General features: G+C 41.0%; 20 protein-coding genes, 11 tRNA genes and 1 pseudogene. 26 read left to right on the forward strand and 6 right to left on the reverse strand.

The window, feature by feature from the left end:
• Positions 1-50: 50 nt before the first annotated feature.
• From AC1D69_RS23380 to AC1D69_RS23430, 11 genes are all read left to right on the forward strand, one after another.
• Positions 51-125, forward strand: a tRNA-Glu gene (locus AC1D69_RS23380).
• Positions 126-144: 19 nt separating this feature from the next.
• Positions 145-220, forward strand: a tRNA-Val gene (locus AC1D69_RS23385).
• A gap of 28 nt (positions 221-248) precedes the next feature.
• Positions 249-322: transfer RNA gene (locus AC1D69_RS23390), tRNA-Met, on the forward strand.
• 46 nt (positions 323-368) lie between these two features.
• A tRNA-Phe gene (locus AC1D69_RS23395) sits at positions 369-441 on the forward strand.
• 51 nt (positions 442-492) lie between these two features.
• Positions 493-567, forward strand: a tRNA-Gln gene (locus AC1D69_RS23400).
• A gap of 5 nt (positions 568-572) precedes the next feature.
• Positions 573-645 (forward strand) — tRNA-Lys (locus AC1D69_RS23405).
• An 18-nt stretch (positions 646-663) separates the two neighbouring features.
• Positions 664-748, forward strand: a tRNA-Leu gene (locus tag AC1D69_RS23410).
• Between the two features lie 9 nt (positions 749-757).
• Positions 758-832: transfer RNA gene (locus AC1D69_RS23415), tRNA-Gly, on the forward strand.
• A 17-nt stretch (positions 833-849) separates the two neighbouring features.
• Positions 850-923 (forward strand) — tRNA-Arg (locus AC1D69_RS23420).
• 9 nt (positions 924-932) lie between these two features.
• Positions 933-1006, forward strand: a tRNA-Pro gene (locus AC1D69_RS23425).
• A gap of 13 nt (positions 1007-1019) precedes the next feature.
• Positions 1020-1090 (forward strand) — tRNA-Gly (locus AC1D69_RS23430).
• Positions 1091-1216: 126 nt separating this feature from the next.
• Here AC1D69_RS23430 and AC1D69_RS23435 read toward each other — a convergent pair.
• The 3 genes from AC1D69_RS23435 to AC1D69_RS23445 are packed head-to-tail and all read right to left on the reverse strand — an operon-like array spanning position 1217 to position 4412.
• Positions 1217-2179 (reverse strand): 2,3-diaminopropionate biosynthesis protein SbnB, encoded by a 963-nt coding sequence (locus AC1D69_RS23435; protein WP_495458527.1) that lies wholly within the window; start codon positions 2177-2179, stop codon positions 1217-1219.
• A complete protein-coding gene (sbnA, locus tag AC1D69_RS23440) occupies positions 2176-3159 on the reverse strand; it encodes a 2,3-diaminopropionate biosynthesis protein SbnA (RefSeq protein WP_495458528.1) in 984 nt (327 codons plus the stop codon). The genes AC1D69_RS23435 and sbnA overlap by 4 nt, the downstream gene beginning before the upstream one ends.
• Positions 3159-4412, reverse strand: a complete 1254-nt coding sequence (locus AC1D69_RS23445; protein WP_495458529.1) for a phenylacetate--CoA ligase family protein — start codon at positions 4410-4412, stop codon at positions 3159-3161. Before AC1D69_RS23445 ends, sbnA begins: the two co-directional genes overlap by 1 nt.
• Before the next feature lie 155 nt (positions 4413-4567).
• Between AC1D69_RS23445 and AC1D69_RS23450 the strand changes: the two genes are divergently transcribed.
• The 4 genes from AC1D69_RS23450 (at position 4568) to AC1D69_RS23465 (ending at position 9609) form a co-directional block, all read left to right on the forward strand.
• On the forward strand, positions 4568-5365 hold the full coding sequence (locus tag AC1D69_RS23450) for a YheC/YheD family protein (RefSeq protein ID WP_495458530.1): 798 nt from the start codon (positions 4568-4570) through the stop codon (positions 5363-5365).
• A gap of 155 nt (positions 5366-5520) precedes the next feature.
• Complete coding sequence (locus AC1D69_RS23455; RefSeq protein ID WP_495458531.1) at positions 5521-5790, forward strand: TFIIB-type zinc ribbon-containing protein; 270 nt, start codon at positions 5521-5523, stop codon at positions 5788-5790.
• A 266-nt stretch (positions 5791-6056) separates the two neighbouring features.
• Positions 6057-6284 (forward strand): hypothetical protein, encoded by a 228-nt coding sequence (locus tag AC1D69_RS23460; RefSeq protein WP_068528433.1) that lies wholly within the window; start codon positions 6057-6059, stop codon positions 6282-6284.
• A 247-nt stretch (positions 6285-6531) separates the two neighbouring features.
• Entirely contained in the window at positions 6532-9609 is a 3078-nt protein-coding gene (locus tag AC1D69_RS23465; protein WP_495458532.1) for a copper amine oxidase N-terminal domain-containing protein, read from the forward strand.
• A gap of 107 nt (positions 9610-9716) precedes the next feature.
• Here AC1D69_RS23465 and AC1D69_RS23470 read toward each other — a convergent pair whose 3' ends face one another.
• Together AC1D69_RS23470 and AC1D69_RS23475 are read right to left on the reverse strand one after the other, a co-directional pair.
• Positions 9717-11219, reverse strand: coding sequence for a sensor histidine kinase (locus tag AC1D69_RS23470; RefSeq protein ID WP_495458533.1), 1503 nt, complete (start codon positions 11217-11219; stop codon positions 9717-9719).
• Positions 11216-11902 (reverse strand): response regulator transcription factor, encoded by a 687-nt coding sequence (locus AC1D69_RS23475; protein WP_495458534.1) that lies wholly within the window; start codon positions 11900-11902, stop codon positions 11216-11218. Before AC1D69_RS23475 ends, AC1D69_RS23470 begins: the two co-directional genes overlap by 4 nt.
• Before the next feature lie 257 nt (positions 11903-12159).
• On the opposite strand from AC1D69_RS23475, the gene AC1D69_RS23480 reads away from it, so the two are divergent.
• From AC1D69_RS23480 to AC1D69_RS23490, 3 genes and pseudogenes are all read left to right on the forward strand, one after another.
• Positions 12160-13104: a glycosyltransferase family 2 protein gene (locus AC1D69_RS23480; protein WP_495458535.1), complete on the forward strand. Its 945-nt coding sequence runs from the start codon at positions 12160-12162 to the stop codon at positions 13102-13104.
• 381 nt (positions 13105-13485) lie between these two features.
• Positions 13486-13909, forward strand: a pseudogene (locus tag AC1D69_RS23485) (xyloglucanase); the annotation flags it as partial.
• 12 nt (positions 13910-13921) lie between these two features.
• Positions 13922-14059 (forward strand): hypothetical protein, encoded by a 138-nt coding sequence (locus AC1D69_RS23490; RefSeq protein ID WP_495458565.1) that lies wholly within the window; start codon positions 13922-13924, stop codon positions 14057-14059.
• Between the two features lie 156 nt (positions 14060-14215).
• Here the strand turns inward: AC1D69_RS23490 and AC1D69_RS23495 are convergent, their stop codons facing one another.
• The gene (locus AC1D69_RS23495; protein ID WP_495458536.1) at positions 14216-15055 is read right to left on the reverse strand and encodes a hypothetical protein; all 840 of its coding nucleotides are present in this window, start codon (positions 15053-15055) and stop codon (positions 14216-14218) included.
• 382 nt (positions 15056-15437) lie between these two features.
• Here AC1D69_RS23495 and AC1D69_RS23500 point away from each other — a divergent pair, with 382 nt between their 5' ends.
• From AC1D69_RS23500 to AC1D69_RS23535, 8 genes are all read left to right on the forward strand, one after another.
• Complete coding sequence (locus AC1D69_RS23500; protein WP_495458537.1) at positions 15438-16892, forward strand: MBOAT family O-acyltransferase; 1455 nt, start codon at positions 15438-15440, stop codon at positions 16890-16892.
• 20 nt (positions 16893-16912) lie between these two features.
• Positions 16913-18439 carry a copper amine oxidase N-terminal domain-containing protein gene (locus tag AC1D69_RS23505; protein ID WP_495458538.1) on the forward strand — a complete coding sequence of 509 codons (1527 nt, stop codon included), beginning with the start codon at positions 16913-16915 and terminating at the stop codon, positions 18437-18439.
• A gap of 241 nt (positions 18440-18680) precedes the next feature.
• Positions 18681-20165 carry a glutamate synthase subunit beta gene (locus tag AC1D69_RS23510; protein ID WP_495458539.1) on the forward strand — a complete coding sequence of 495 codons (1485 nt, stop codon included), beginning with the start codon at positions 18681-18683 and terminating at the stop codon, positions 20163-20165.
• A gap of 233 nt (positions 20166-20398) precedes the next feature.
• The gene (locus AC1D69_RS23515) at positions 20399-21190 is read left to right on the forward strand and encodes an HAD-IIA family hydrolase (protein ID WP_495458540.1); all 792 of its coding nucleotides are present in this window, start codon (positions 20399-20401) and stop codon (positions 21188-21190) included.
• A gap of 94 nt (positions 21191-21284) precedes the next feature.
• Complete coding sequence (locus AC1D69_RS23520) at positions 21285-22496, forward strand: sn-glycerol-1-phosphate dehydrogenase (RefSeq protein WP_495458541.1); 1212 nt, start codon at positions 21285-21287, stop codon at positions 22494-22496.
• 191 nt (positions 22497-22687) lie between these two features.
• Entirely contained in the window at positions 22688-22903 is a 216-nt protein-coding gene (locus AC1D69_RS23525) for an ATP-binding protein (protein WP_495458542.1), read from the forward strand.
• A 26-nt stretch (positions 22904-22929) separates the two neighbouring features.
• Positions 22930-24378: a serine hydrolase domain-containing protein gene (locus tag AC1D69_RS23530; protein ID WP_495458543.1), complete on the forward strand. Its 1449-nt coding sequence runs from the start codon at positions 22930-22932 to the stop codon at positions 24376-24378.
• Positions 24379-24478: 100 nt separating this feature from the next.
• Positions 24479-25231 (forward strand): NADP-dependent oxidoreductase, encoded by a 753-nt coding sequence (locus AC1D69_RS23535; protein WP_495458544.1) that lies wholly within the window; start codon positions 24479-24481, stop codon positions 25229-25231.
• Positions 25232-25355: the final 124 nt, after the last annotated feature.

Here is a 25355-nt window from a genome sequence, read left to right on the forward strand (position 1 = left end):
ACTGTTAATCGAGTTGTCACAGGTTCGAGTCCTGTTCGGGGAGCCATTAAGGCCCGTTGGTCAAGCGGTTAAGACACCTCCCTTTCACGGAGGTAACAGGGGTTCGATTCCCCTACGGGTCACCATTATTGTTTTTATTTAGACGGAGGCTTAGCTCAGCTGGGAGAGCATCTGCCTTACAAGCAGAGGGTCGGGGGTTCGATCCCCTCAGCCTCCACCATTTAACTCAATATGCTTGTTATCAATGACGCGGGGTGGAGCAGCCCGGTAGCTCGTCGGGCTCATAACCCGAAGGCCGCAGGTTCAAATCCTGCCCCCGCAATTAATTACTATCGATGGCTGAGAATAAAGAAGCCAGTTTTATGTATGGCTCGGTAGCTCAGTCGGTAGAGCAGAGGACTGAAAATCCTCGTGTCGGCGGTTCGATTCCGTCCCGAGCCACCTTTAAAAGATCTATTATATAGTGAATATCATATATGAATTAAAACAGATTGGGAATTAGCCAAGCGGTAAGGCAACGGACTTTGACTCCGTCATGCATAGGTTCAAATCCTATATTCCCAGCCATTTGCGGGACATTAGCTCAGTTGGTAGAGCACCTGACTCTTAATCAGGGTGTCGAAGGTTCAAGCCCTTCATGTCCCATATTCTATTTACAACCGTGCGCGTGTGGCGGAATTGGCAGACGCACTAGACTTAGGATCTAGCGTCTCACGACGTGGGGGTTCAAGTCCCTCCACGCGCACCATATCTATTTGCGGACGTGGCTCAGCGGTAGAGCATCGCCTTGCCAAGGCGAGGGTCGCGGGTTCGATTCCCGTCGTCCGCTCCATTCCTATTTTTATATGAGCGCCCATAGCTCAGCTGGATAGAGTGTTTGACTTCGAATCAAAAGGCCGGGAGTTCGAATCTCTCTGGGCGCATGTTAACTTCGGGACGTAGCTCAGCTTGGTAGAGCACCTGGTTTGGGTCCAGGGGGTCGCATGTTCAAATCGTGTCGTCCCGATATTTTATTTTTTGCGGGTGTAGTTCAATGGTAGAACTTCAGCCTTCCAAGCTGATAGCGTGGGTTCGATTCCCATCACCCGCTTCACAGTATTGAAGAGAAGACCCTATACAGGGTCTTCTTTTTTTTGTTCACCCTTAGTTCATAATATCCAAGTCCAAATCTAAGTAGTCGTATCATGAGAGAGCTCCGGGTTGAAAGGATTGATTCCTAAAGCGGAGTGCCTATACCTAGGCGAAGTGCTTCTCTTAAGTAGTAAGCAGCAATGGCTACATCAAAGGCGGCAAGCCCCATGGGATTGAAAAAAACCGAATCCGTACTTGGATAATTAGCTAATTGGTTTGCAGTCACCATGTTACTTAACGTGAAGGTGGCTTCTCGTGTCAGATCATGATCAACATGTAACAGTTCGATATCTGTATTCTCACGACACACCTCATCCCAATCGTCTACCAAGATCGCTCGTATATCTTTGATACTGCTAGGTAAGAAATCTCGTAATGACACGTTAAGGAGTAGCTTGCCGGACGAAGGTTTCTCATCAATATATCGCGTGTTAGAAACCGTACAGGTTACGAATATATCAGAATTACGGTAGGGTTCATGCCAATGATTTGATATCTCAGTTATTGGACTAAGCAGGGGATCAATAGTGTTGGGGTCAATTCCTTTTAGATCAAATAATGAAATTCGGACAAGTCGGTTATCGAGTACACTTGCACACATAGAAGCATGAAGGCGACCTATAGGGCCCCAGCCCACAATACCTAATCGTGTAGAATCTAGCTTACGAGTTGAGGCATAATGCTGGAGAACGAGGCCACTTACGGCTGCAGTTCGGAGCCCACTGAGTAGACTACTTTCGAAGATCGCTAGCGGTTTTCCATTACTGGGGTCATTAAGAATCATCGTACTATGTGCTCGTGGGAGACCTTTTCGCCAATTATCAGGGAAGCTTGCAATCCATTTGATGCCGCACATTTCGATATCCCCACCTACGTAGGCTGGCATAGCAATAATCCGCTGGGAGGGGTCACCAAACCGTAAATAGGGTTTAATGGGTTGGTTATAGTGACCTTTGTCTATTGTGCGCACTGTAGTATCGATCACTCCGATGAGTTGAGACCAGTCGATACCCATGGTTCTAATGTGGTCGTCATTTAAATATATCATGGTGTTTCATCCTCAGAAGTTAGACTTAAGTTATTCAGATGCTGTTCAAACCAGTCAGGGTTGTATACCGTATTCAAATATCGTTCACCACGATCAGGCAAAATAGCGACGCATATAGATCCTGCTGGAATAGATGGAGCCATGCGCTGAATAGCGGAAATGACTCCTCCAGACGAGGCTCCAGCCATAACGGATTCGTAGTGTAGAAGATCATGGCATCCTTGAACACACGCAAGATCCGATACATGAATGACCATATCAGCAATATCCGGATGATAAAGGGAAGGTACCATCCCAGCCCCTAGTCCTGGGAACTGTCGGGGGCCTTTTTCTCCTCCAAAAATAATGCTACCTTGTGCATCTACCGCTACTAATTTTGTCGAAAGATTACTTTTGCGGATATATTCCATACAGCCCCGAATGGTACCACAAGTACTGACCCCACAAAAAAGATAATCTACACTTCCAAGCATATCTATAATTTCGGGCATCGTCGTTAGTTCATGCGCTCGGTAATTGTCCGGATTTCCATATTGATTCGTCCAATAGCTGTTAGGAATCTCCTGAAGCAGTTCATTCACCCGACGTATTCTTGCAGGGAGATATTCACCTGTATCAACATCCCTATGAGCCACCAGTTCAATTTCTCCATGGAAACTGCGAATGATGGCTTTGTGTTGTTCGGTTGTACGAGGATCAACAACGCAGATGAATCGTAGACCTAAATAACGGCAAATATGGGCCAGACTTATCCCTAAGTTGCCTGAACTAGATTCAATAACAACGGAGTTCACATGGAGATCGCCTCGCTTAATCGCTTCACGAATCATGTTTAATGCCGATCTATCTTTGGAGCTTCCCCCAGGGTTCATCATTTCAAGCTTGCCATATACATCGAAAGATTCCTGCTCAAACAACCTCTTTAGGGGGATCAAAGGAGTGCAGCCAATGGTTTGGAAGATACCCTCGTTAATGTTCACTAGAGAACCTCCTTACTGTTATGAATTCTTTTGAATTTAACAGCATTTCGATGCTCTAAATCGTTAAAAACAGACTGTGAGACCCTGATCTCTTGTAATAATCCATTCTGAATCATGATGCCAATCTCAGGGATCCGATGTGAAATCTCATGTTGAATTGTTTTGAGCAAAAGAGAATCCAGTAATTCTAATTCTGATTTAAGAATGATTTGAACAGTTAAGAGATTATCCGTAGCTAACACCCGGATACTTACATCTTTTATGTGTTGATAAACAACATCTTCAATGTCATAAATACTTATTTTCTCCCCATGTTTGAGCTCATGTCCTATACGTCTAACGATGTTTCGAAAGCTTTGTCTCCATTGTCCATCTACCATCACAGAACGGAAATCCCGAACAACATCATAGGTGACGAATCGAATAGCTGGAAACAACTCGCGCACCGTAGAAGTAAGTACGAGGACGTGCTCATCCGCTGCTAATTCAACTCCATCAATACCTATTTCTTGTTGGGTAAGCCCTTCAGCTATAATCCCATCAACGACAAAGTATCGATCGAGCTCATGGTCGTATCGAGCAATCGTTCCAATCTCAATGGAACCGTACGTATCTGTAATATCCTTTTTATCTAGTCCAAGTCGTTCAGCAATACGTTGTTGCCAAGAAAGTGATGCTACTTCACCGACGAGAACGACTTTACGAATACCGTAAATTAAGGGGTTATCAGAGGCCATGAGAATGCGATCGAGAATAGAGGGCATGGTGTATAACACATCAGGTTTGAAAGTAGAAAGCCGGTCTAAATGTTGCTGTATCGGTAATTGAAATGAAACGGTCTCGACGTCTAATCCTAGTTGATGAAATATGGCTTCAGCAGTGGCTGCTGCATGTCCTGTTCCCATATCAATTAACGCTCGGTGAGCCTGATAACTATTCAAAATAGCTCCCAAAACTTCTGCTTTAATTCGGATGTACCGCTCTTCATCACGTTCAGAATAATAAATATTTTTTCTATAATTTCGACTTGTACCAGATGTTTGATAGCGGTGTAGGTCGTAACGTTGTTCGAAGGGGTGATCTTGAATATAGTAATGTTTCTCCATCACATCGGATGTTAGTAGAGGCAGATCTTTAAGATGTTGCACTTTCGTAAAATCTTGATGTGTTGTTGATCTTAGAGATTTGTACCATGGGAAATGGTTGAATGTACGTTGAATGACTTGTTCTAATTCATGATTGATATGCATCATTGATCCTCCGTAAGTCTGGATACTTACCCTATGTGTATTTATCGTTGTAGGTTCTTCTATTGATAAATAAAGATAATTGGAAGCAGCACCTAAGAAGGCTCTAATCCATAAATTATTAGTAATCGTCCAAATGTACTGAAGAGGAGAAGTTATGTATGAACCGATATAAGAAATATGTCTCTAGTAAGCTCATTAAGACGAAAGTCTTATTGCAAAACCACAGCTTAAATCAATATGTACCCCGAACAGAAAGCTTAACCAGCCATAGGCTATTGCATATGTTGAACCGATACAAAATGGTATATATCAAGCCAGTAAATGGCTCACTTGGCATAGGGGTGATCAAAGTTGAGCAGATCGGTTCGCATTATCATTATCGAGAGGCTATTCAGACATATACCTTCAGAACGTTCCATCAAATGTACGATTCCATTCAACGTCGTATTGGAAGTAAGCCATATTTAGTGCAAAAGGGCATTATTATGTTGCGGCATAACAATCGCCCTTTCGATTTTCGAGTAATGGTACAACGTAACGGTGAGGGAACGTGGGATTGCACAGGTGTAGCTGCCAGACTTGCGCATCCCAAGAGAGCTGTTACAAATGGAAGCCAAGGGGGTACCATTTATACAGCAGAAGAGATACTCCGTAAGGTGACGGACCAAGCGAAAGCGGAGGAAATGGTTAACCTGATGAGGCATATAGGATTATTGACAGCTAAACAATTCGGTTCTTCTTATCCAGCAATGAATGAGCTAGGGTTGGATGTAGCTGTTGATCGTAAGCATAGGTTATGGATTCTAGAGGTAAATACAAGGCCTGACCCTTGTCCCTTTACGAAGTTGCCAGATTCTACAATGATCAAGACGATAGTGGAATATGGAAAGGGTTATGGTAGGACGTATGACTTAAGGTGTACAAAGGCTCGAAAGGCAAAAGCTAATATGAAATAAATATTAGATATTTAAATTTCAGATTATTGCCCGGAAAATATAAAGGCGAATTATTGTATTGCATGTCGGTTCATAAGAGTTGAGTATTAACTGAAACCTCCCGTATCCTTTGAACGTATAGGTATGTATGTTTAAGAATGTCAGGAGGAAATGTAATGAAATGTCCGATCTGTGATGATGTTAGAATGAGAGAAGTAGACAAGAATGGTGTTCATATTGACGTTTGTCCTGAATGTAAAGGGGTATGGCTTGATCGAGGAGAATTAGACAAGTTAATGACGGGTGTAAGAGAAGTGCGCAAAGAGTATGATGAATGGTATCGTGAAGATGATAACAAAAGACAAAATGATAAATACTCGTCAGATTACAACAATAAATATAAAAAGAAAAACTCAGTTCTAGACATATTTGGTGATTTATTCTAAGAAAATAAAAATAAGTAAAATGAGACCTCCAATTCTTCTGATTGGAGGTTTTTCTTCGCGAAATGGTGAAATTGACCCTTAATACGCAATTCCTTATATAATCAGGTCCCATCTTTTAACAAGGACGGCATTGCCGGTTGTAATTGTTAACGAAGCTAAGACATGGAAACATTCGACCTCACACAAGACTAGGTTATCGTGGTATAATAAGATTATCAGTCAATTGGATCATCGACTGATTCCGAAGAAAGGTTGATGATATTGAAATGCAAGAATTTGAAGATTGGAACCAGAAAGTAAAGAAAACTTTCAATGCAACTAGTAATGAAGCCGTGTTAACTATTACCGAAGCAGGGAATTGGTTAGGGCTTACGAAGGATCAGATGAAAGTATATGTTGAAAAGAACAAGTTGAATAAAATTCCAATTATGAGAAGTACGCATAGATATCTTTTACTGAAAAGTGAAATTGAGCAAATTATAAAGAAAGCCTAATTATCGGGTAAATAGAGAATTAGCTAAGACACGCATATATGAATAAGGTGTCTTTTTTAATTTATACAGATTTGGATACCTTCTTTACCGGAGGGTATCCATTTTTTATTAGTGGTGACCAACTTTTATCAATGGATAGGTTATAAATAAATTATTTCATAATTAGGTAACTTTTAGCTAAGCAATAGCGTCAATAATGTATGAAAAGGAAATGTTGGAAGACCAGTATGAAAAGGGAGGGTAATTAATGAAAAAGACCATATACACTTTTATGGCATGTATTCTTATCATATCTTTAGCGTTTCAAACGCAAGTGCAAGCTGCTGGATCTATAGGTATTTATATTAACGGAAATAAGTTGTCAACGGATCAGGCACCAGTTGTAGTCTCAGGTCGAGCACTATTACCTTTACGTGCTATCTTTGAAGCTCTAAATGCACAAGTAAATTGGAATCAGAATACGAAGATCGTAACAGCAACAAAGGATGACAAAACGATTGTTCTAAAGCTGGGAGCAAAGACAGCAACAATTAATAATAGTACGGTAGCGTTGGATGTTCCTGTTCAAAGTATAAAAGGTAGAACATTAGTTCCAGTTCGCTTCGTTAGTGAGGCGCTTGGAGAAAAGGTGGATTGGAATTCATCAACTCAAAGAGTGACAATAACAACGGAAACAAAGGTTAATCCAGTATCGTATGTTAATGCAAAGGTCATTGGTCAAGTTGGAGATGGACGTGATTTACAAGTTAGTTTTCCTAAAGCTTCCGTGGAGTCTGGAGTGAACCAGTATCGTATTCTGGTCGTAAAGGCTGCCCAAACTTCATCCTTTAATCTAGCAGTTGCCTTAACAAACAATAACTATACGCCAGTTCCGGTTCAAGGGTATGATGTTAACGTTACGTTATCCTCTCAGGCTAAGGATGTGAATGGAGATTTAATTCAGGCAAATCAACCCTACGTTATATATGTACTTACGGTAGCTAAGGGGGAAATCCCAAGTGTTCTTTCTAATGGTTCATCGTCTGTAATGATATCTTCGCTTACGCCTTTAGCGGCTATAACTAGTTTAACTGTAAGTGATGTAAGCGACTATAATGATGGTCGAGATCTATTAGTTGGATTTAAACGCGTAAGTGATGAATCGAATATTGATCATTACCGTGTGATGGTTGTGAGATCAGAAAATGCAGGTAGTTTCAATCTAGCAACAGCAAATGGGGTATCAAGCTCAAATTACACTTATATAGCGAAAACAGGTTCAAATATAAGCCAAGTGCTGTCTTCCAGTGCAAAGGATGTTAATGGAGCAACGATTAAGAAAGAAGTAAACTATCGGATATTCGTATTGTCTGTAGGTAAAGGAAGTTACGTGGGAAATAATGCGTTGTCTGCTTATTCATCAGCCATTACGTTAACTAACAATTATAACGTTAATGTGGTGACTAATCTCACTGTAAGTGATGTTAGCGACTATAACGATGGTCGAGATTTATTAGTTGGATTTAAACGTGTAAGTGATGAGTCCAACATTGGACATTATCGTGTGATGGTTGTGAAATCCGAAAATGCAGGTAATTTTAATCTAAAAGCAGCAAACGGAGTATCAAGCTCAAATTACACTTATGTAGCTAAAACAGGCGCGAATATAAGCCAAGTGCTGTCATCTAATGCGAAAGACGTTAATGGAGCTACGATTAAGAAAAATGTAAACTATCGGATATTCGTCTTATCTATTGGTAAGGGAAGTTACGAGGGAAGTAATGCATTGTCTGCTTATTCGTCACCGATTACGTTAACAAGTAATTATAAGGTTAGTGCAGTAACTAATCTAAATGTAAGTGATGTAAGTGACTATAATGATGGTCGGGATCTACGGGTGTCGTTCAATCGAATAGATGATGAAACCACGGTCAGTCAGTATCGAGTTATGGTTGTAAAAGCGGATAACTCAAGTAAATTCAATCTGGATATGGCCAATGCATTATCTAGTTCGAATTATACCGTTGTAAGTAAAACAGGGGCGAATATAAGCCAAACACTTTCCAATACTTCAAGAGATGTAGACGGAGCGACAATTAAGAAGGATGTAAACTATCGGATATTCGTCTTGTCTGTAGGTAAAGGAAGTTACGAAGGGATTAATGCATTATCTTCCAACTCACAAGCAATCACGTTAATGAATAATTATAGCGTTAGTGCAGTGACCAATGTAACTGTAAGTGATGTAAGTGACTATAACGATGGTCGGGATCTACGGGTGTCGTTCAATCAAATAGATGATGAAACCACGGTCAGTCAGTATCGAGTTATGGTTGTAAAAGCGGATAACTCAAGTAAATTCAATCTAGATATGGCCAATGCATTGTCTAGTTCGAATTATACAGTTGTAAGTAAAACAGGGGCGAATATAAGCCAAACACTTTCCTCTACTTCAAGAGATGTAGACGGAGCGACAATTAAGAGGGATGTAAACTATCGGATATTTGTCTTAACTGTAGGTAAGGGGATTGCCGAGGGAAGTAATGGTTTGTCTTCTTATTCTTCGCCGATTACTCTAACCAATAATTATCATGTTAGTGCGGTAACCAATATAACCGTAAGTGATGTAAGTGACTTTAATGACCGTCGGGATTTACTTGTGTCGTTCAATCGAGTAGATGATGAAACTACGGTTAGTGAGTACCGAATTATGGCTGTAAAATCGGTTAATGCAGATAAATTCAATCTGGATATGGCCAATGCATTGTCTAGTTCGAAGTATACAGTTGTAAGTAAAACGGGAGCGAATATAAGTGAAACAATCTCCTCAACTTCCAGAGATGTAGATGGAGAAACGATTAAGAAAGGTGTGAACTATCGGATATTTGTCTTAACGGTAGGCAAGGGGATTTCTGGTGAAAGTAATGGGTTATCTTCTTCGTCAGATTTTGCAATTTCAAGTATTGAGCCTGTACCAGGTGTGACAAACTTATCTGTGACGCTATTAGGTAAAACAGGAGATTCCAGTGATATTCAAGTTGGATTTAATGAGTCTCCTAATGAGAGTGAGATTTCAGAATATAGAATTATGATTGTACGGTCTAGTGGCTCTAAGAAATTTGATATAAGTAAGGCGAGTAGTGTTATTGCAGACAACTATATACCTGTAGCTAAGCAGGGAGGGAATGTTACGTTGGCTTTACCTTCTGCAGCTAAAGACGTTGATGGAGCAACTATTAAGCAAGGATATGGATATAGAGTTTTCGTTCTTACTGTAGTAAATGGCGCAGCCTATTCCAATTCGTTATCAGACCCTTCAGATATTGTTGAGGTAATTGTTAAGTGAGATTAGACTAGTACTATAAAATATAAGTGTAGCTTAGAAGCATCAAAACAAGACTTGAGATGTCATCTCAAGTCTTGTTTGTGTTTACTCAACATAGGAGCCGTAGGTTATGAATTGTAGTCTTGATAGGGTCGAGTATCGGTGATAGGGAATTCAACAATGAAGGCAGAGCCTTTACCTTGTTGGCTCTGGACGTGAATACTTCCGCCATGGGCTTCAACAATAGATTTGGTAATGGATAACCCCAATCCAGTTCCACCGTATTTACGATTACGGGATGAATCGCTACGGTAAAATCGTTCGAATACATGTGTAAGATGCTCTTCATGGATACCAATACCGTTATCTCGTACGGATAGTTCAGCCTTATTATCTAATGTATAAAGGGATATTGTAATTTCCCCAGTTCTGGGATCCGTGTGCTGGACGGCATTCTGAAATAAATTTAGAACGACTTGCTTCACTTTATCAGAATCGAAGGTTCCCTTAATGCCATAAGTCAGATCTAAACGAATGCTACGTTCACTTGCGAGTATCTCAAGTTGAGGTTTCATATCACGTATTAATTTATCTAAATTGACTTCTATTAAATGAAGTTGAGGGGAACGATCCATCTTGGCTAGTAGTAATAAGTCCTCCACTAACTTATTTACCCTTTGGGACTCTCCATGCATACTATTTAATGCGCTTTTGAGTTGTTGAGGGTTATCGGCTGCTCCGCGAAGTAGAACTTCTAGGAACCCATGAATGGATGTCAAAGGTGTTCTCAGCTCATGAGAAGCATCGGCAATGAAGCGACGCATATGTTCACGGGCTTCCTTTTCAGCATTAAATGATACTTCCAGTCGTTCAAGCATTCCGTTAAAGGACACCGACAGACGATCGATTTCTTCCTGACCCTGAACAGGGAATCTTTCCGCCAGATTTCCGACATCTGTATGTTCAACAGATTTAACCATATTAGATAAAGGGACCAATGTTCGCAGTAGTATGGGTAAATATAGAGCCGCTCCACCTACTAATGCAATGGCGGATAAACTAATAAATATGAGTAACTGCTGTATGACCTGATCTTGCAGATGTGATGTCTTCGTACCCATTTGAATGATTCGATCCGAACGGTTTGGAGATCCCAAGGCTTTGAATACAACTAATTGTTCAACACCGTTACTATCTTTCAGAATCTTGTACGGCACTTCTTTATGAAGGTTAGCTTTCTCTAATATCTCGTTATATTCGTCAACGGTGAGCATAGGAGAGACATTTCCATTGTTACCTGTGATGTCGATGAAGTTACCATTATAATCTACTATAGCTAATGAGGAGTCTGGAATGAACAGAAAGGCATCCCCTCCAGGTCGAGTAGAAGGTTTCTCAGGTAATTTGTCAAACATGGATCTCATAAACCATTCCTTTGGCATAGATAACATTTGGGCTTCCATAGTCTCTGCTTGTTTCCGATAGAGGAAATCCTTCATGACGACATACTGTAACAGTCCAACCAATAGAAGGAGCACGGCCATAATTAATAATGAACGGGTGAGAAGCTGGAATCTTAGTGAACGAGGAGCGAATATCCGTCTTAATCTTGTAATCCAGGTCCTATTCATGGCAAATCAATCCGATACCCGGCACCTCTAAGGGTCCGAATAAGTCGATGTTCTTTATCATTTAACTTCTCTCGAATAGAACGAATATAGACTTCAACAATATTCTCTTCGCCTCCAAAATCGTAGCTCCATACCTTATCTAATATTTTACTTTTGCTGAGGACAATACCATGATTGAAAACCATGAATTTAAGAAGCTCGTATTCCGTAGGAGAAAGCTCTAATACTTTCTGTTGATACGTAATTTCTTTTCTTAGATCGTCAATCTGGAAGGGCCCATAAATAACCTCGCCTAATAAGCTGGGAAATTGATTTCGTAGTCGAGCTTGAATTCTCGCTAATAATTCAGCGAAGCTGAATGGTTTCACCATGTAATCATCTGCTCCGAGGGTTAATCCCTTGACTCGATCGTCTACCTCGTCTTTCGCTGTCAGCATAATAATCGCTACATTAAAACCACTCTTTTTAATCATACGGCATGCTTCAAACCCGTCAACACCAGGCATCATTACATCAAGAATGACAACATGCGGCTGAAACTCTTGTGCTAACGTGACAGCACTCATCCCATCGGGGGCCGTTCTTATTTCAAATCCTTCATTCGTTAGGCCAATCTCCAAGAACTGCAATATATGTGGTTCATCATCGACCAACATGATTCGTATTCCTTTAACTGAATTCATCTTGTCACCGTCCCTAGGGGAATTCCTTTTTTTCGTCATGAATCACTAATTTTGAACTTTTACTGAGTATATACTGAACAAGAACTTAATCATAGTATGTACGACTTTTTTCAGCTAACGTTCAGCCATCCCTCATCGAGTATTCAGCAACAATACATACAATATGCGTATATAAGTTCCGTATAATATTAAATTCCTTCAAGTAATAATAACAAATTGTTGTATAAATTGACGCTATAGAAAAGGAGGATATTCAAATGGTTTCTACCCTACGATATTCGGTTGTCATACTCATGTACAACGAAGAAGAAGTCATTCAAGAAACCTACAGACGACTAAAGAGGGTTATGAGTGTAGCGGGAGAGTCATATGAGTTAATCTTTGTTAATGATGGTAGTCAAGATCGTTGTGCTCACATAATTAAAGAATACAGCGCCTGGGATGAAACGGTTAGGCTCATCGATTTCTCACGTCATTTCGGTCACCAGATTGCGATGACAGCGGGTATGGATTATGCGTCAGGGGACGCCATTATTCTTATTGATGCAGATCTTCAGGATCCTCCGGAATTGATCATACAGATGATCACAAAGTGGAAGGAAGGTACGGATGTTGTAAATGCACAGCGTATCAAGCGGAGGGGACCATTTGGGTTCACAAAGTGGGTATCATCAGCCTTTTACCGGATATTTCATGCATCAATGGAGTTCAGCTTCCCCATCGACACAGGTGATTTTCTATTACTAGATCGAAGGGTTTGCGATGAAATACAATGCTTTCCCGAGAAGAGTCGTCATGTCCGAGGGTTAGTGAGCTGGATCGGATTCAAGCAAGTAACGATTGAATACGAAGGGGATGTACGACTTGCGAGCAAGACAAAATACTCTTTTAAAAAAATAGGTAACCTTTGTATTGACAGGGTAACTTCTTTTTCCATTAGACCGTTAAGGCATGCGAGATATATGGGGCTGCTCTTGTCTGGTGGTGGCTTTCTTAATCTACTATATGTATTGTATTTAGTCATATTTGCGAATGCGACGCTCATAGGATGGTCTGCTCTGATTAGTATTCTGTTGATATTTAATGGGTTCGTACTCATCATGCTTGGTATTCTAGGGGAGTACTTAAGTCGAATTTATGAGGAGGCTAGAGGTCGCCCGCTATACATTGTACGTGAGAGTTATGGGTTTGAGGATAGATAGGAAGACATACCTACTCTAATGTCAAAATGCAACAAAATATATCTGAAAACTCATGACATAAGTCATGAGTCTTTGTGTTATTGAAATAATGAAAAGGTTTGTTATAATCTTGTATGTATACATAAGGAAACGTTTACATTTTATTCTAAAACGCTTTCTCACTAGCAGAATTCATCAAGAGTACGAATAGTTTGGCAAGTAAGACAATGCTTAATCAACCGTCATGTATAAACTATTTGGAGGGGGTAGCACATGTTTAAAAAGATGGTGAACTTGTGTTTGATCGCAGTTCTGACTATTCCGATGATGGGTACTAGCTCTATGTATGCTGACAGTTCTAAGAAGGGACCGTCTCCGGACATCTCGAAGAACGTCCAAGCTTATGATTGGGGAAGAGCTAAGGTCGTAGGTGGGAGGATTCATCCCGGGAATTGTCTATAATCAGAAGGAAAGGGACCTTGTATACGCTCGTACTGATATGGGTGGCGCCTATCGTTGGGATCCGAATACGAATTCATGGACCCAACTGATGGATTTTGTGAGTTTTGATGAATGGAACATGCTAGGTGTTGAGAGTCTAGCAACAGATCCTGTTGAACCGAATCGATTGTACATTGCCTCTGGAACATATACGAATGATTGGACGACGATGAATGGTGTTCTATTACGTTCGAAAGATAAGGGGAATACCTTTGAAAGAACAGAGTTACCTTTTAAACTAGGGGGTAATATGCCAGGTCGTTCTATGGGTGAACGTCTTGCTATTGATCCGAACAATAATAAAATTCTCTACCTGGGTGCACAAGTCTCTCTGAAAGTGAATAACGGAAAATTCAATGGAAAACTCACACTTGAGGAAGGTGAAAATACGATAATCATTGAAGCCACGGATATTGCAGGTAATAAAGCATCTAAGACACTTATAGTAGAGTACAAAGGGAAAAACAAAAAGTAATAAATGAGACGGATTAGTACTGGAAAGTGAAGTATCCTATATGGAAGTCTTCTAAGAGAAGTAGATAGACAGGAGTAGCAGATAGTCAGGTCAAGTGTTCCTTGACCTGACTATCTGCTGTGTTTTTTTAGAATGAGATAAATGGTTCTCAGAAGTTTACCTTGCGGTTGAAGGTATTAAAGGGATCTTTAGCTTAACTTTCCGTTCGATCTCACTAATTTGTTGTTCTAATGAGTACGTTTTTTGTTTATAGTCTATAACTTTTTTGATATGTGTAACTAAGGCTTCAAGAGACTTCAGGGTAGAACTGACATGGCCATTTTTAATGGATTGTTTAAAGATAGATGTCTCAGCAGTAAATTTTTTCTGTGTAGTACTGGTATTACTTTTGGTTGTTTGAATCTGTTTCTTTAGAGTAGAGATAGGGTCAAGCATCGCACGAAGTGTTTTTTTAGTTCTCGCCGCATCGTTCTTTGCTGTTGTATGGATGCTCACTTTATTTCGAATATCCGTACGTGCAAGTTGGACTGCAATCTTCATGTTTTCTGTCTGTGTCTGGAGAAGGTTGTAGTACGTTTTGTTAGATAGTTTCTTGGCGGCAGCCTTCTGTTGATTAAGTGACTCATACATATTAAATAGCGGTTCATATCGATTCCTAGCTTCGGTAAGTTGTGTTTGTAATGTTGCGAGTTTCTCCGAATCAACGAATTGGATTTGTTGCTTTATTGCGACTAGTCCTCCCTCATTTGTCGCATGGAGGTCTTTGATCTTCGTGTCCCAGTCTTGACTCTGTTGTTGCAGATTCAGAATGTCGGCATAACGATTGTTCATCAGGTTGGCTGATGTAGCATTAGTAGATGCCACCATTGTATCAAAGGAGCCCTTTGCTGTAGCTGATAATTCAAAAGATGCAGCTAATGCGGAGATGGGAAACGACATAACAAGTATTAGGGTGAGCATAAGACTGAGAAATAATATGGGTATTCTCTTCATCATATATAACCTCCTAAATAATTGGACACAAAAAAACCTGCAAGAAAGGCGTCATAAGCCTTGTCTCACAGGTGCTTCCTGTATCTATACCGAAATGAGAAACTATCAATTTCCATAAATATACATCATTATATATTAGGAGTCAATGTTAGCTTTCAGCTTACGTTCAGCTGTGCTTTAGTTTTATTTCAGAAACTTTATATATAATGATAGCATCTAGTATTTTTCTTAGTATTTGCTTATCTTGTTAGGGTGGGAAGAAATTTATTATTATTTTCTTTACAATAACTAATTTTTTACAAGAAATTGTCATAAAAAGTGGTATAATATTTTATGAGTTGTTTAAATATTTGATGGTAGACATAATGGAGTGGGAGTGAAAGGTTTGCTGTTCAATACGTATGTTTTTATATTCGTTTTCTGGCCGATTTCGGTAGCCGTATATTTCTTACTTAATCGTCTTCGGTATGTCACTGCAGCAAAGTTATCTTTAGTGCTTGCTTCGCTTTTTTTCTACAGTTATTGGAATATTAAATATCTTCCTTTAATTCTTGCTTCGATCGTATTTAATTATAGTGTTGGTCGGTTACTTCAAGTAGCGGTACATGGTAAACTCGATGCAACTCTAGATCAAGACCAGAATATAGTTCATGGCCAACCGTCTAAGAGAAAAGGGTTGTTTGGATCTCCTAGAACACTATTAACCATAGGTCTTGTTGGGAATATCCTATTGCTAGGATACTATAAGTATACCGATTTCTTCTTGATTAATTTAACCAACATATCCGGTCATACATTCCCCTTACTTCAATTGATATTACCTTTAGGAATAAGCTTTTTTACCTTTACACAAATCGCTTATTTAGTGGATGCTTATCGTGGCAAGACTCGTGAGTATAACTTCATGAGTTATGTCTTATTCGTTACGTTCTATCCGCATCTTATCGCGGGGCCGATTCTTCATCATAGTGAGATGATGCCTCAATTTGATAGACTACGGAATAAGCATTGGAATTGGAATAATGCATCTAAGGGTGTTTATATTTTTTGTATAGGTTTATTCAAAAAAGTCGTTATTGCGGATACATTCGCAGGATTTGCAAATGATGGGTTCGCTTCAGCTCACCAATTTGTAGACACTTGGGTTGCAACGCTGTCTTATACATTACAATTGTATTTCGATTTCAGTGGATATACAGATATGGCGATTGGGGCGGCACTCTTGTTCAACATTGTATTGCCGCAGAACTTTAACTCGCCTTACAAGGCATTAAGTATTCAAGACTTCTGGCGCCGTTGGCATATGACGCTTAGTCGTTTCCTTCGTGATTATATATACATCCCTCTTGGTGGAAGCCGACGCGGTGAGTTGATTGCCATGCGCAATGTCATTATCACATTCGTCATAGGTGGGTTCTGGCATGGTGCAGGTTGGACCTTCTTAATGTGGGGATTCCTACATGGAGCGGGACAAGCTGTTCATCGCATGTGGATGAAGATTGGTAAACCTCTTCCCAAATGGTTCGCTTGGTTTATAACGTTCTTATTTATTAATATAGCTTGGGTATTCTTCCGTGCGGATACAGTGCCTCAAGCTTTACGTCTTCTAAAAGGTATGATAGGACTTAATGGGATGGATATGAGTTCCCTTAAGACGCTTGCCCCAGCGGGTATATTTATTCTTATTTTCTTACCCATCGTATTGTTTGCATCCAATTCTTCTGAGAGAATTGAATCTTTCCGTCCAACATGGAAGAAAGCTATATTTATGGCCGTTATCTTTATTATTTCATTACTTTATTTCAACCGTATTACAGAATTTCTGTATTTTAATTTCTAGCGGGAAGGGAGAAAGACGTTTTGCAACATTTAACACCGGAACCAGTGCCAGACTCTTCAAAGAGTCAGAACCATGGGCGATCGGGTAAAGGTCGTCGGAAGCGTGTTACTGCCAAACAGAGTAGAAGAATGCTTATTCAGTTTGCTGCTTCTGCCATTATCATGGCATCTATCGTTATTATGCTTACTGTAGTCCTTGACCCACTGCAGTTTTACCACAAATCCTTTTACCCGGCTATTTATTCAAATGAACAGCGATATCAGAATCCAGGATTAGCTAGGAATTATGATTATGACACGATCATTATTGGAACTTCGATGACGGAGAACTTTCTTCCTTCGGAGGTGGATAAAGATTTAGGTGGTAAGACGCTAAAATTGTCTGTTCGGGGGTCAACGGCCGATGAACATAATGCCATTGCTAGTATTGCACTAGAAACAGGTAAGGTAAAGAAGGTGCTATGGGGTCTTGATTATTTCTCTCTCAAAATGGGGAGTAAAGAAGAAATCGATAATCCACAGTATCTTTATGACGATAAATGGTGGAATGATTATAAGTATTGGTTTAATTATTCTATCTATCAGGATCTATATAAAGAAGCTGTATTAAGACCTCTAAATGGGTTAGAACCAAGACAATTAGAATACTTATATAACTGGAATAGAGAGGTTTCTTTCGGAGCGAAGAAGGTAGCAGGTGTTTATAAATCGTCTCGTGCAGGGGAAGCCTACTTTGGTTTAAATGAGGAACCTATTGAGACGATTAAAGAAGCTTTTAATAAATATATTTTAGAACTTGTGGAGAAGCATCCGGATGTTGAATTTGATTTCTATTATCCTCCATACAGTGTCTTGAGACAAAAGGTATGGGAGGATACGAATAATGCTCGTTATATCAATCAACTTGAGATGAAAGAGTGGATGTTTGAGCAGTTTGATAAACTACCTAACGTGAATATATATGACTTCCAAGTGGAGTCCGCATGGACGTATAATCTCGATTTATACAAAGATCTGTCGCACCATAATCAAGATGTGAATAGCTGGATTGCCGATGCGATTGGGAAAGAAGATCCCAAATATAAAGTAACGAAAGACAATGTTAAGCAATTCACGCTTGATATGGAGGAACAACTTAAGAATATTATGGTCACTAGCGAATATAAGGTGGTCAATGCAGAGGTTTCGTTAAAAGAAGGAAATGCAACCACACCTCTGTCATTTACAGCTGTAAACACAGCGGGTAAAGAAGAAGATATCTTCGTTCCTGTAAAAGAGCTGACATCTATGCTAGGTGCAGAGATGGAATGGGATCAGGTGGCGAAGTCAATGACGTTCAAACGTAGGGATCAACAGGTAGTATTGCATGTTGGAAGCACAACTGCTGAGACCTCAAGTGGTTCCAAGGATATTACTTATAAACCACAAATCATTGATGGGACCACGATGGTTCCTCTTGGTTCTGTATCGGCACTATTTGGTTTGAAGTCGACGATCGAGCAACCGGAAGATGGGATTATTCGAATGATGTTAACTTCGTTGGAGTAGAAAACTAGTCTAACAGTGAAGTAGTAAATGGGAGAGTATGTACAAATTAATGATATAACCCAAAGACCCTAGCATTCGTGCTGGGGTTTTTGAGTTTAAAAACGAAGAATTAAATGGTCCAAGGAAGGTGATCTTCTTCACGCCTTTAACACGTTGCTTCATGTTAGTATTTACATTAATTTAGATAGATAACTTCTAGGGGTTCGGATTAAATTTATGAGAGCAGGGGTGAGTTAGACTTATGGGTAAAACAACTGGGTTTATGGAGTACCCGCGTGAAATTCCAGGAGAGGTGAATCCGCTCGATCGTATTAAGCATTGGGAAGAGTTTGTGATTCCTATGGATGAGGAGAGACTTCAGCAACAAGGTGCTAGATGTATGGATTGCGGTACACCTTTTTGCCATGTAGGACGATTACTATCAGGTATGGCTTCAGGTTGTCCAGTTAATAATCTCATTCCAGAATGGAACGATCAGATATATCGTGGTCAATGGCGGGAAGCATTACATCGATTGCATAAGACAAATAATTTCCCGGAATTCACGGGTCGTGTCTGTCCTGCTCCATGTGAAGGATCTTGTACGGTAGGACTTGCAGATTCGCCTGTTACTATTAGGAATATCGAAAAAGCGATTGTCGACCGTGGATTTGCTGAAGGGTGGATCGTACCCGAACCTCCTAAGACTCGTACCGGCAGAAGGATAGCGGTTGTTGGCTCTGGTCCTGCAGGACTTGCATGTGCTGCGCAATTAAATAAAGCCGGACATGAAGTGACGGTATATGAGAGAGCCAATCGCATCGGTGGGCTGTTGATGTACGGAATTCCGAATATGAAGTTAGACAAAAAAACAGTGCAGAGACGTATTGATTTACTCATGGCTGAGGGTGTCACGTTCGTAACGAATACGGAGATAGGTAAAGATATCTCATCTATCGAATTGAAGGAAACATTCGATGCTATCGTTCTATGTGGAGGGGCAACCCAAGCTAGGGATTTATTCGTTGAGGGTCGAGAACTCGGTGGTATTTGTCAAGCGATGGATTTCTTGACACGGAATACGAAGAGTCTACTTGATTCGGATCTAATGGATGGAGAGTATTTGTCTGCTAAAGGCAAGGATGTAGTCGTCATCGGAGGTGGTGATACGGGAACAGACTGTGTAGCGACTGCTATCCGACACGGCTGTCGTAGCGTGAAGCAATTAGAGATTATGCCTCAGTCACCAGTAGAACGTCTACCGAGCAACCCATGGCCAGAATGGCCTAAGGTGCTTAAGGTGGATTATGGACAACAAGAAGCTTCCATCCTGTATGCACGAGATCCACGTCGTTACTTAGTCTCTACCAAGCGATTCGTTGGTGATGAACATGGGGATGTTAAAGAGTTGCACACCGTACAAATGCAGTGGGTCATGGATGACCTGGGACGTTATTCCCCCGTCGAAGTTCCGGGTAGTGAGCAGATCATTCCCGCCCAAATGGTGTTACTTGCTATGGGTTTTACAGGTCCTGATGCAAACTTACTAGAACAGATGGGCATTGCTCGTGATGAACGTTCCAATGTATTTGCTGAATTTGGGAAGCAGGTCATGAATGTGGAAGGTGTCTTCACAGCAGGTGATATGCGTCGAGGTCAGAGTCTTGTCGTCTGGGCAATTAATGAAGGACGCCAAGCTGCCCGCGAGGTCGATCGTTATCTCATGGGTAGTAGTCATTTGCCATAAATAGATGAGATGAACATGATCATCTTATATGAACAGTACAACATCCCATTATCGAGTGAATATGGATAATGGGATGTTGTTTGTTGTTTGTTGTTTAGAGTACACATTTTAAATTTGACGCATTAAATAGGCTGATGTAACAAACAAATGTTGACAACTGATGGTGAATATTAGGAAGATGTATCTATGGATGAAGCTTATGAAGATTCGAATAAAAGGTGGTTATGGACACAATGTTAGAAAACATTGATGGGTTTGTAATAGATTTAGATGGAACGGTGTATAAGGGGAAACAGGCAATCGATGGGGTAATGGATAGTATTTCCTATATCAAGTCTATCGGTAAACGCGTAGTGTTCTTGAGCAATCGAGGGAATATATCGAGAAAGATGTGTCATGATAAATTGCAAGGAATGGGTATTGATGTTCAGGAAGAAGAGATTCTATTAACTTCGACGGTAACGGCTACATATCTAAAGAACCATCATAAGGATTGTCAGGTATGGGTATTAGGTGAACAGGGATTGCGTGATGAGATTACGATTGCGGGTATTAAGTTAGCCGAGAAACCAGAAGAAGCTGATTGGTTAGTCATTACGCTGCATGAGACGCTTACCTATAAGGAATTAAATGAAGCATTTAGAGCTGTTCGACATGGAGCTCGGATGATTGCTACGAATGCGGATAAGACATTTCCAGGTGACGAGGGAGACTCCATTGATGTTGCAGGTATGATTGGTGCGATTGAGTCTTCGACCGATCAGAAGGTAGAAGTGGTTATTGGTAAGCCTTCCAGCTTAATGGCTGAAGCAGCTTTGGAAGTGATAGGTTTACCTGCTGAGCGTTGTATGGTCATAGGCGATAGTCTTGTATCTGATATTACACTTGGTAAGAATGCTGGGATGGTAACTACGCTTGTATTGACGGGATCTGTTAGTAGAGAATTAGCAGAAGTAAGTGATGTGCAACCGGATTACATCTGGGATTCCCTTGCAGATTTGAAAAGCATTTTGAAATCCCAATAAGAAGCTAATCTTTTAAATCGTATTTACAGAAGATCATAGGTCGAGGTGGAAGTGGCGAAGGAAACCCCACAATAAATAGAAAAGAGATGATCTTATGACAGATATCATGAGTCGAATTAAACGTGCAGCTCCTGAACTAGATGAGAGTGCTCTAAGAGCGATTGAAATGGATCTAATGATTGAGAATGGAGCAGTTCAGCATGTCGCATCCTATTTGGTTGAGAAATCATACTCTAAAGTTATCATCGTTGCAGATGCGATAACCTATGAGATCGCAGGAAGAACCCTTGAGGAATCCATAAGTCACGTGGGTATTGCTAATCAAGTCACGATTATCAAGCCTAATCATCAGGGGGATGTCATCGCAGATGAGGCTTCCATTATTCAGTTGGTGCTAGAGATTCAGAGACTCGCTCCTGATATTGTTGTGGCAGCAGGTTCGGGAACCATTCACGATATCACTCGATATACTGCGTATACTACAGGCATCTCTTTTATATCTGTACCAACAGCGCCTTCCGTGGATGGATTCAATTCCAAGGGGGCCCCTATTATTCTTCGTGGAGAGAAAACGACGATTCAGGCGATTGGTCCGGATGCTATTTTTGCAGATTTAGAAATTCTGTCACAAGCACCTAGATCGATGGTAGCCGCAGGATTTGGAGATATGATAGGTAAGTATACCTCGTTGTTCGATTGGAAGTTTGGAAGCCTTGTTGCAGGGGAACCTTACTCGGTAGCAGTGGCAGATATCACTAGGAATGCACTACAGTCTTGTGTAGATCAAGTCGATCTTATTGCACAGCGGGATGAAGCGGGCATACGCACCCTAATTAGTTCTTTAATTGAGTCAGGGCTTGCCATGTTGTTGTTCGGTCAGTCCCATTCCGCTTCGGGTGCAGAGCATCATCTGTCGCATTACTGGGAAATGGAATATATTCGTCTTGGCAAAAGACAACTGTTACATGGCGCCAAAGTAGGTGTGGCTTGTATACAAATCTCACAACTATATCATCAACTGGCCGAATCTTCATTCGCTAAGGAAATGACGGCATCTGATGATAATGCGATGCTAAAGGATCGAGCTTCAGCTATTCAAGCACATTGGGAGGAAATTCAACAGGAGATCACTACTATTCCAGATGCAGCTAGTCTAGCTAGCCTTTTAAACAAAGTAGGAGGACCAACGGAGCCGTCAGAACTTGGGATTGAGCAGGAACTTCTTGATCGTAGTCTTCATGAAGCTCATCATGTGCGTATGAATCGGTTTACATTGTTGAGAGCGCGAAATGAATTGTCCATATGAGTTACGGAATCCCATGAAAATGATAGTAAATATTTAAATAGTAAAATAACAGACATCTAAAGGCTTCATCATCTGTCACTTTTGGCGTTATTTTGCACCTGTTTTAAGTGCTATTTCGCATTATAAGAAAATAAAAAAGGCTACCATTATCCGAAATGATAGCGCATTATATTTACTTAATTCCGATACTTGTGAAAAATGATGCCCCTTCATTAACTGACAAAGATGTTGACCGGATGTTTGACCGATTTTATATGGCAGATCAATCCCGTTCGCGCCAAAGTACCGGGCTAGGCTTGTCGATTATAAAAAACTTTATGGAAAAAATGAGCGGGACGATTACGGGAAAGCTAAATGATGGGCAACTGTCCATCATTTGTGAATGGGAAACAGTGAAAAATAAATAAATATAGAATTTAGAATGGAGTAGTATATGTGTAAGAAACTAGGTATTGTTTTTCTAATGGCAATTATTTTATTGAACTTATGGAACCATCCTTTATCAGCTCAGGCTGCTGAATCGTTCGATACAGCAGATGTTGATGAATTTGTTACGAAGTATCTCGAACGAAACGGACTGCCCGGTACATCCATTGTAATTGTAAAAGAAGGCAATATACTGTACGAAAAAGGTTATGGCCACGATTCTGATGAGAAACCCTTAACAGAAAAGTCGCTCTTGAGAATAGGTTCTGTTTCCAAAACATTTACGTCATTTGCCGTTTTACAATTGGTTGATGAAGGAAAAATCCAATTGGATGACCCAGTAGTAAAATATCTACCAGAAGTTAAACTTGATGATTCTAGATGGAAAGAAGTTACAATACGTCAACTATTGAGTCACACATCAGGGATTCCGAATCCAACCATTGTAGCTCCAGCGAATAACTTAAAATCGGGTGTGGAGCGTTTACATGACTTGAAACTTCAATCGCAACCTGGAGAGAAATATGCCTATAGCAATCCGAGTTACTGGATTTCAGCTTTTTTAGTAGAAAAAGTGAGTGGCATCGAGTTTTCTGATTATCTTAAGCAAAAAGTATTCTCTCCACTAGGGATGAATGACTCGCTCACGGCTGTGAACTCCGGAGATCCTGTACAAGGGCTACCAAAAGGATATGTAACGGCATATGGAACTGCAATACCATGGACAGGGCTTGAAAATATGTTTATGGGGTCAGGAGGAGTCATATCAACAGCATCAGATATGGGGAAATGGCTTTCTATGCACACGAACGAGGGGAAAAATGAATTAGGAGAACAATTATTATCAAAAGAATTATTGGAAGAATCTTATTCACCGCAACCCGGAAGTGAAAAATACGGACTTGGCTGGTCATTAAGTTCTCTAAACGTAAAACCTGCTCGCATTTCACATAGTGGTACGTTAACTACTTATCAAACTCAACAAGACATCGTTCCAAGTAGTGGGTATGCAGTAGCTGTATTACTCAATAGCTATACCACTACTTTAGAACATGCATATGAGATTAGTTCAGGGATTATTCAATTGACTGAGGGACACGAACCCAAAATGAAAGCCCCTGTACCTACAATAATTGATTTATCACTTGGTATCATTACATTGATATACCTGGTTTTAGGAATCAGAGGAATGATCCGAAGTGAAAAATGGTCGAATAAACGAAAACAACATCCTGTTTGGAGATTTTATCTGCGGTTAATCCCGCAATTGGTGCCAGTCACGGGTATCGGATGGATATTCTTTATTGTTCCGACACTACAGGATAATAGTTCTACAACGATAGATGCTTTTGGTATTTGGCCAGCAGCGATGATCTTATCGGCAATTGTTTTCATCATTGGATTGGTTGTTACAACTATGAGAGTCTATTATCGAATAAGGTTAAGCAGAAATTAGGGATTGTGAAGAATTACACTTAAAGTAACGGGGCGTCAAAAGCCATTTATCAAGTATCAGTAGGCCAAATAGCCCCCACCTAGCGGCGGGAGCCACGGATGTGCAGGACTTTTCCGTTGGCGATGAGGTGTTCGGCATGGTTCGCTTTCCTAGCTTTGGGGAGAGCGCTGCTTATGCCGAGTACGTCGCCGCGCCGGCGTCGGACCTTGCACTCAAGCCAGCTGGCATCGATCACGTGTACGCTGCAGGGGCGCCGATGGCAGTTCTCACCGCGTGGCAGTTCCTGATCGAGCTGGGGCACAATGAACCGAACCCGCTTCAACCGGAGAAGCATCGCCCGTTGCCGCTGGGCGGCAAGAAGGTGCTAGTGAATGGTGCCGCGGGGGGCGTAGGACATTTCGCGGTGCAGCTTGCTAAATGGAAGGGTGCGCACGTTATCGCGGTAGCATCGGGCAAACATGAGTCGTTCCTGCGCGAGCTTGGTGCCGACGAATTCATCGACTACACCAAGAGCCCTCCCGAGGACATCGCACATGACCTTGATCTCGTCCTCGATTCTCTCGGTGGTCCCACCACTGGTCGTTTCTTGCGTACGCTCAAGCGTGGCGGTGCTTTGTTCCCGGTGTTCTTAGGATTCTCCGACGCTGAGGAAGCTGCGAAGCTGGGAGTCACGGTCTCGATGACCCAAGTGCGCTCGAACGGCCCGCAGCTGACTGAAGTCGGACGCTTGCTCGATACTGGAACGATTCGCGTCGCCATCGACAGCACGTTTCCACTTGCCGATGCTCGCAAGGCGCACGAACGAGCCGCCCATGGTCACATCCAAGGCAAGATCGTGCTCACGGTCGAGTGAGGATGACAGCTCGGATGATCATCGCACTCTTCTTAGAACGTCGCAGTTTAACAAAGTGGGGAAACAGAATCAAAATCGACACTCTAAAATACGATGCCTCAAACGAACGCTCGTTCATGGAGTG

Source organism: Paenibacillus sp. Y301, from assembly GCF_059445505.1.

What these genes read in the sequence shown, in the direction of transcription:
- AC1D69_RS23510 (WP_495458539.1), top strand. Translation starts at nt 18,681, where the DNA reads ATGGGTAAAACAACTGGGTTTATGGAGTACCCGCGTGAAATTCCAGGA.
- AC1D69_RS23475 (WP_495458534.1), bottom strand. Translation starts at nt 11,902, where the DNA reads ATGAATTCAGTTAAAGGAATACGAATCATGTTGGTCGATGATGAACCA.
- AC1D69_RS23460 (WP_068528433.1), top strand. Translation starts at nt 6,057, where the DNA reads ATGCAAGAATTTGAAGATTGGAACCAGAAAGTAAAGAAAACTTTCAAT.
- AC1D69_RS23480 (WP_495458535.1), top strand. Translation starts at nt 12,160, where the DNA reads ATGGTTTCTACCCTACGATATTCGGTTGTCATACTCATGTACAACGAA.
- AC1D69_RS23450 (WP_495458530.1), top strand. Translation starts at nt 4,568, where the DNA reads ATGAACCGATATAAGAAATATGTCTCTAGTAAGCTCATTAAGACGAAA.
- AC1D69_RS23515 (WP_495458540.1), top strand. Translation starts at nt 20,399, where the DNA reads ATGTTAGAAAACATTGATGGGTTTGTAATAGATTTAGATGGAACGGTG.
- AC1D69_RS23495 (WP_495458536.1), bottom strand. Translation starts at nt 15,055, where the DNA reads ATGATGAAGAGAATACCCATATTATTTCTCAGTCTTATGCTCACCCTA.
- AC1D69_RS23530 (WP_495458543.1), top strand. Translation starts at nt 22,930, where the DNA reads ATGTGTAAGAAACTAGGTATTGTTTTTCTAATGGCAATTATTTTATTG.
- AC1D69_RS23435 (WP_495458527.1), bottom strand. Translation starts at nt 2,179, where the DNA reads ATGATATATTTAAATGACGACCACATTAGAACCATGGGTATCGACTGG.
- AC1D69_RS23445 (WP_495458529.1), bottom strand. Translation starts at nt 4,412, where the DNA reads ATGATGCATATCAATCATGAATTAGAACAAGTCATTCAACGTACATTC.
- AC1D69_RS23470 (WP_495458533.1), bottom strand. Translation starts at nt 11,219, where the DNA reads ATGAATAGGACCTGGATTACAAGATTAAGACGGATATTCGCTCCTCGT.
- AC1D69_RS23465 (WP_495458532.1), top strand. Translation starts at nt 6,532, where the DNA reads ATGAAAAAGACCATATACACTTTTATGGCATGTATTCTTATCATATCT.
- AC1D69_RS23520 (WP_495458541.1), top strand. Translation starts at nt 21,285, where the DNA reads ATGACAGATATCATGAGTCGAATTAAACGTGCAGCTCCTGAACTAGAT.
- AC1D69_RS23455 (WP_495458531.1), top strand. Translation starts at nt 5,521, where the DNA reads ATGAAATGTCCGATCTGTGATGATGTTAGAATGAGAGAAGTAGACAAG.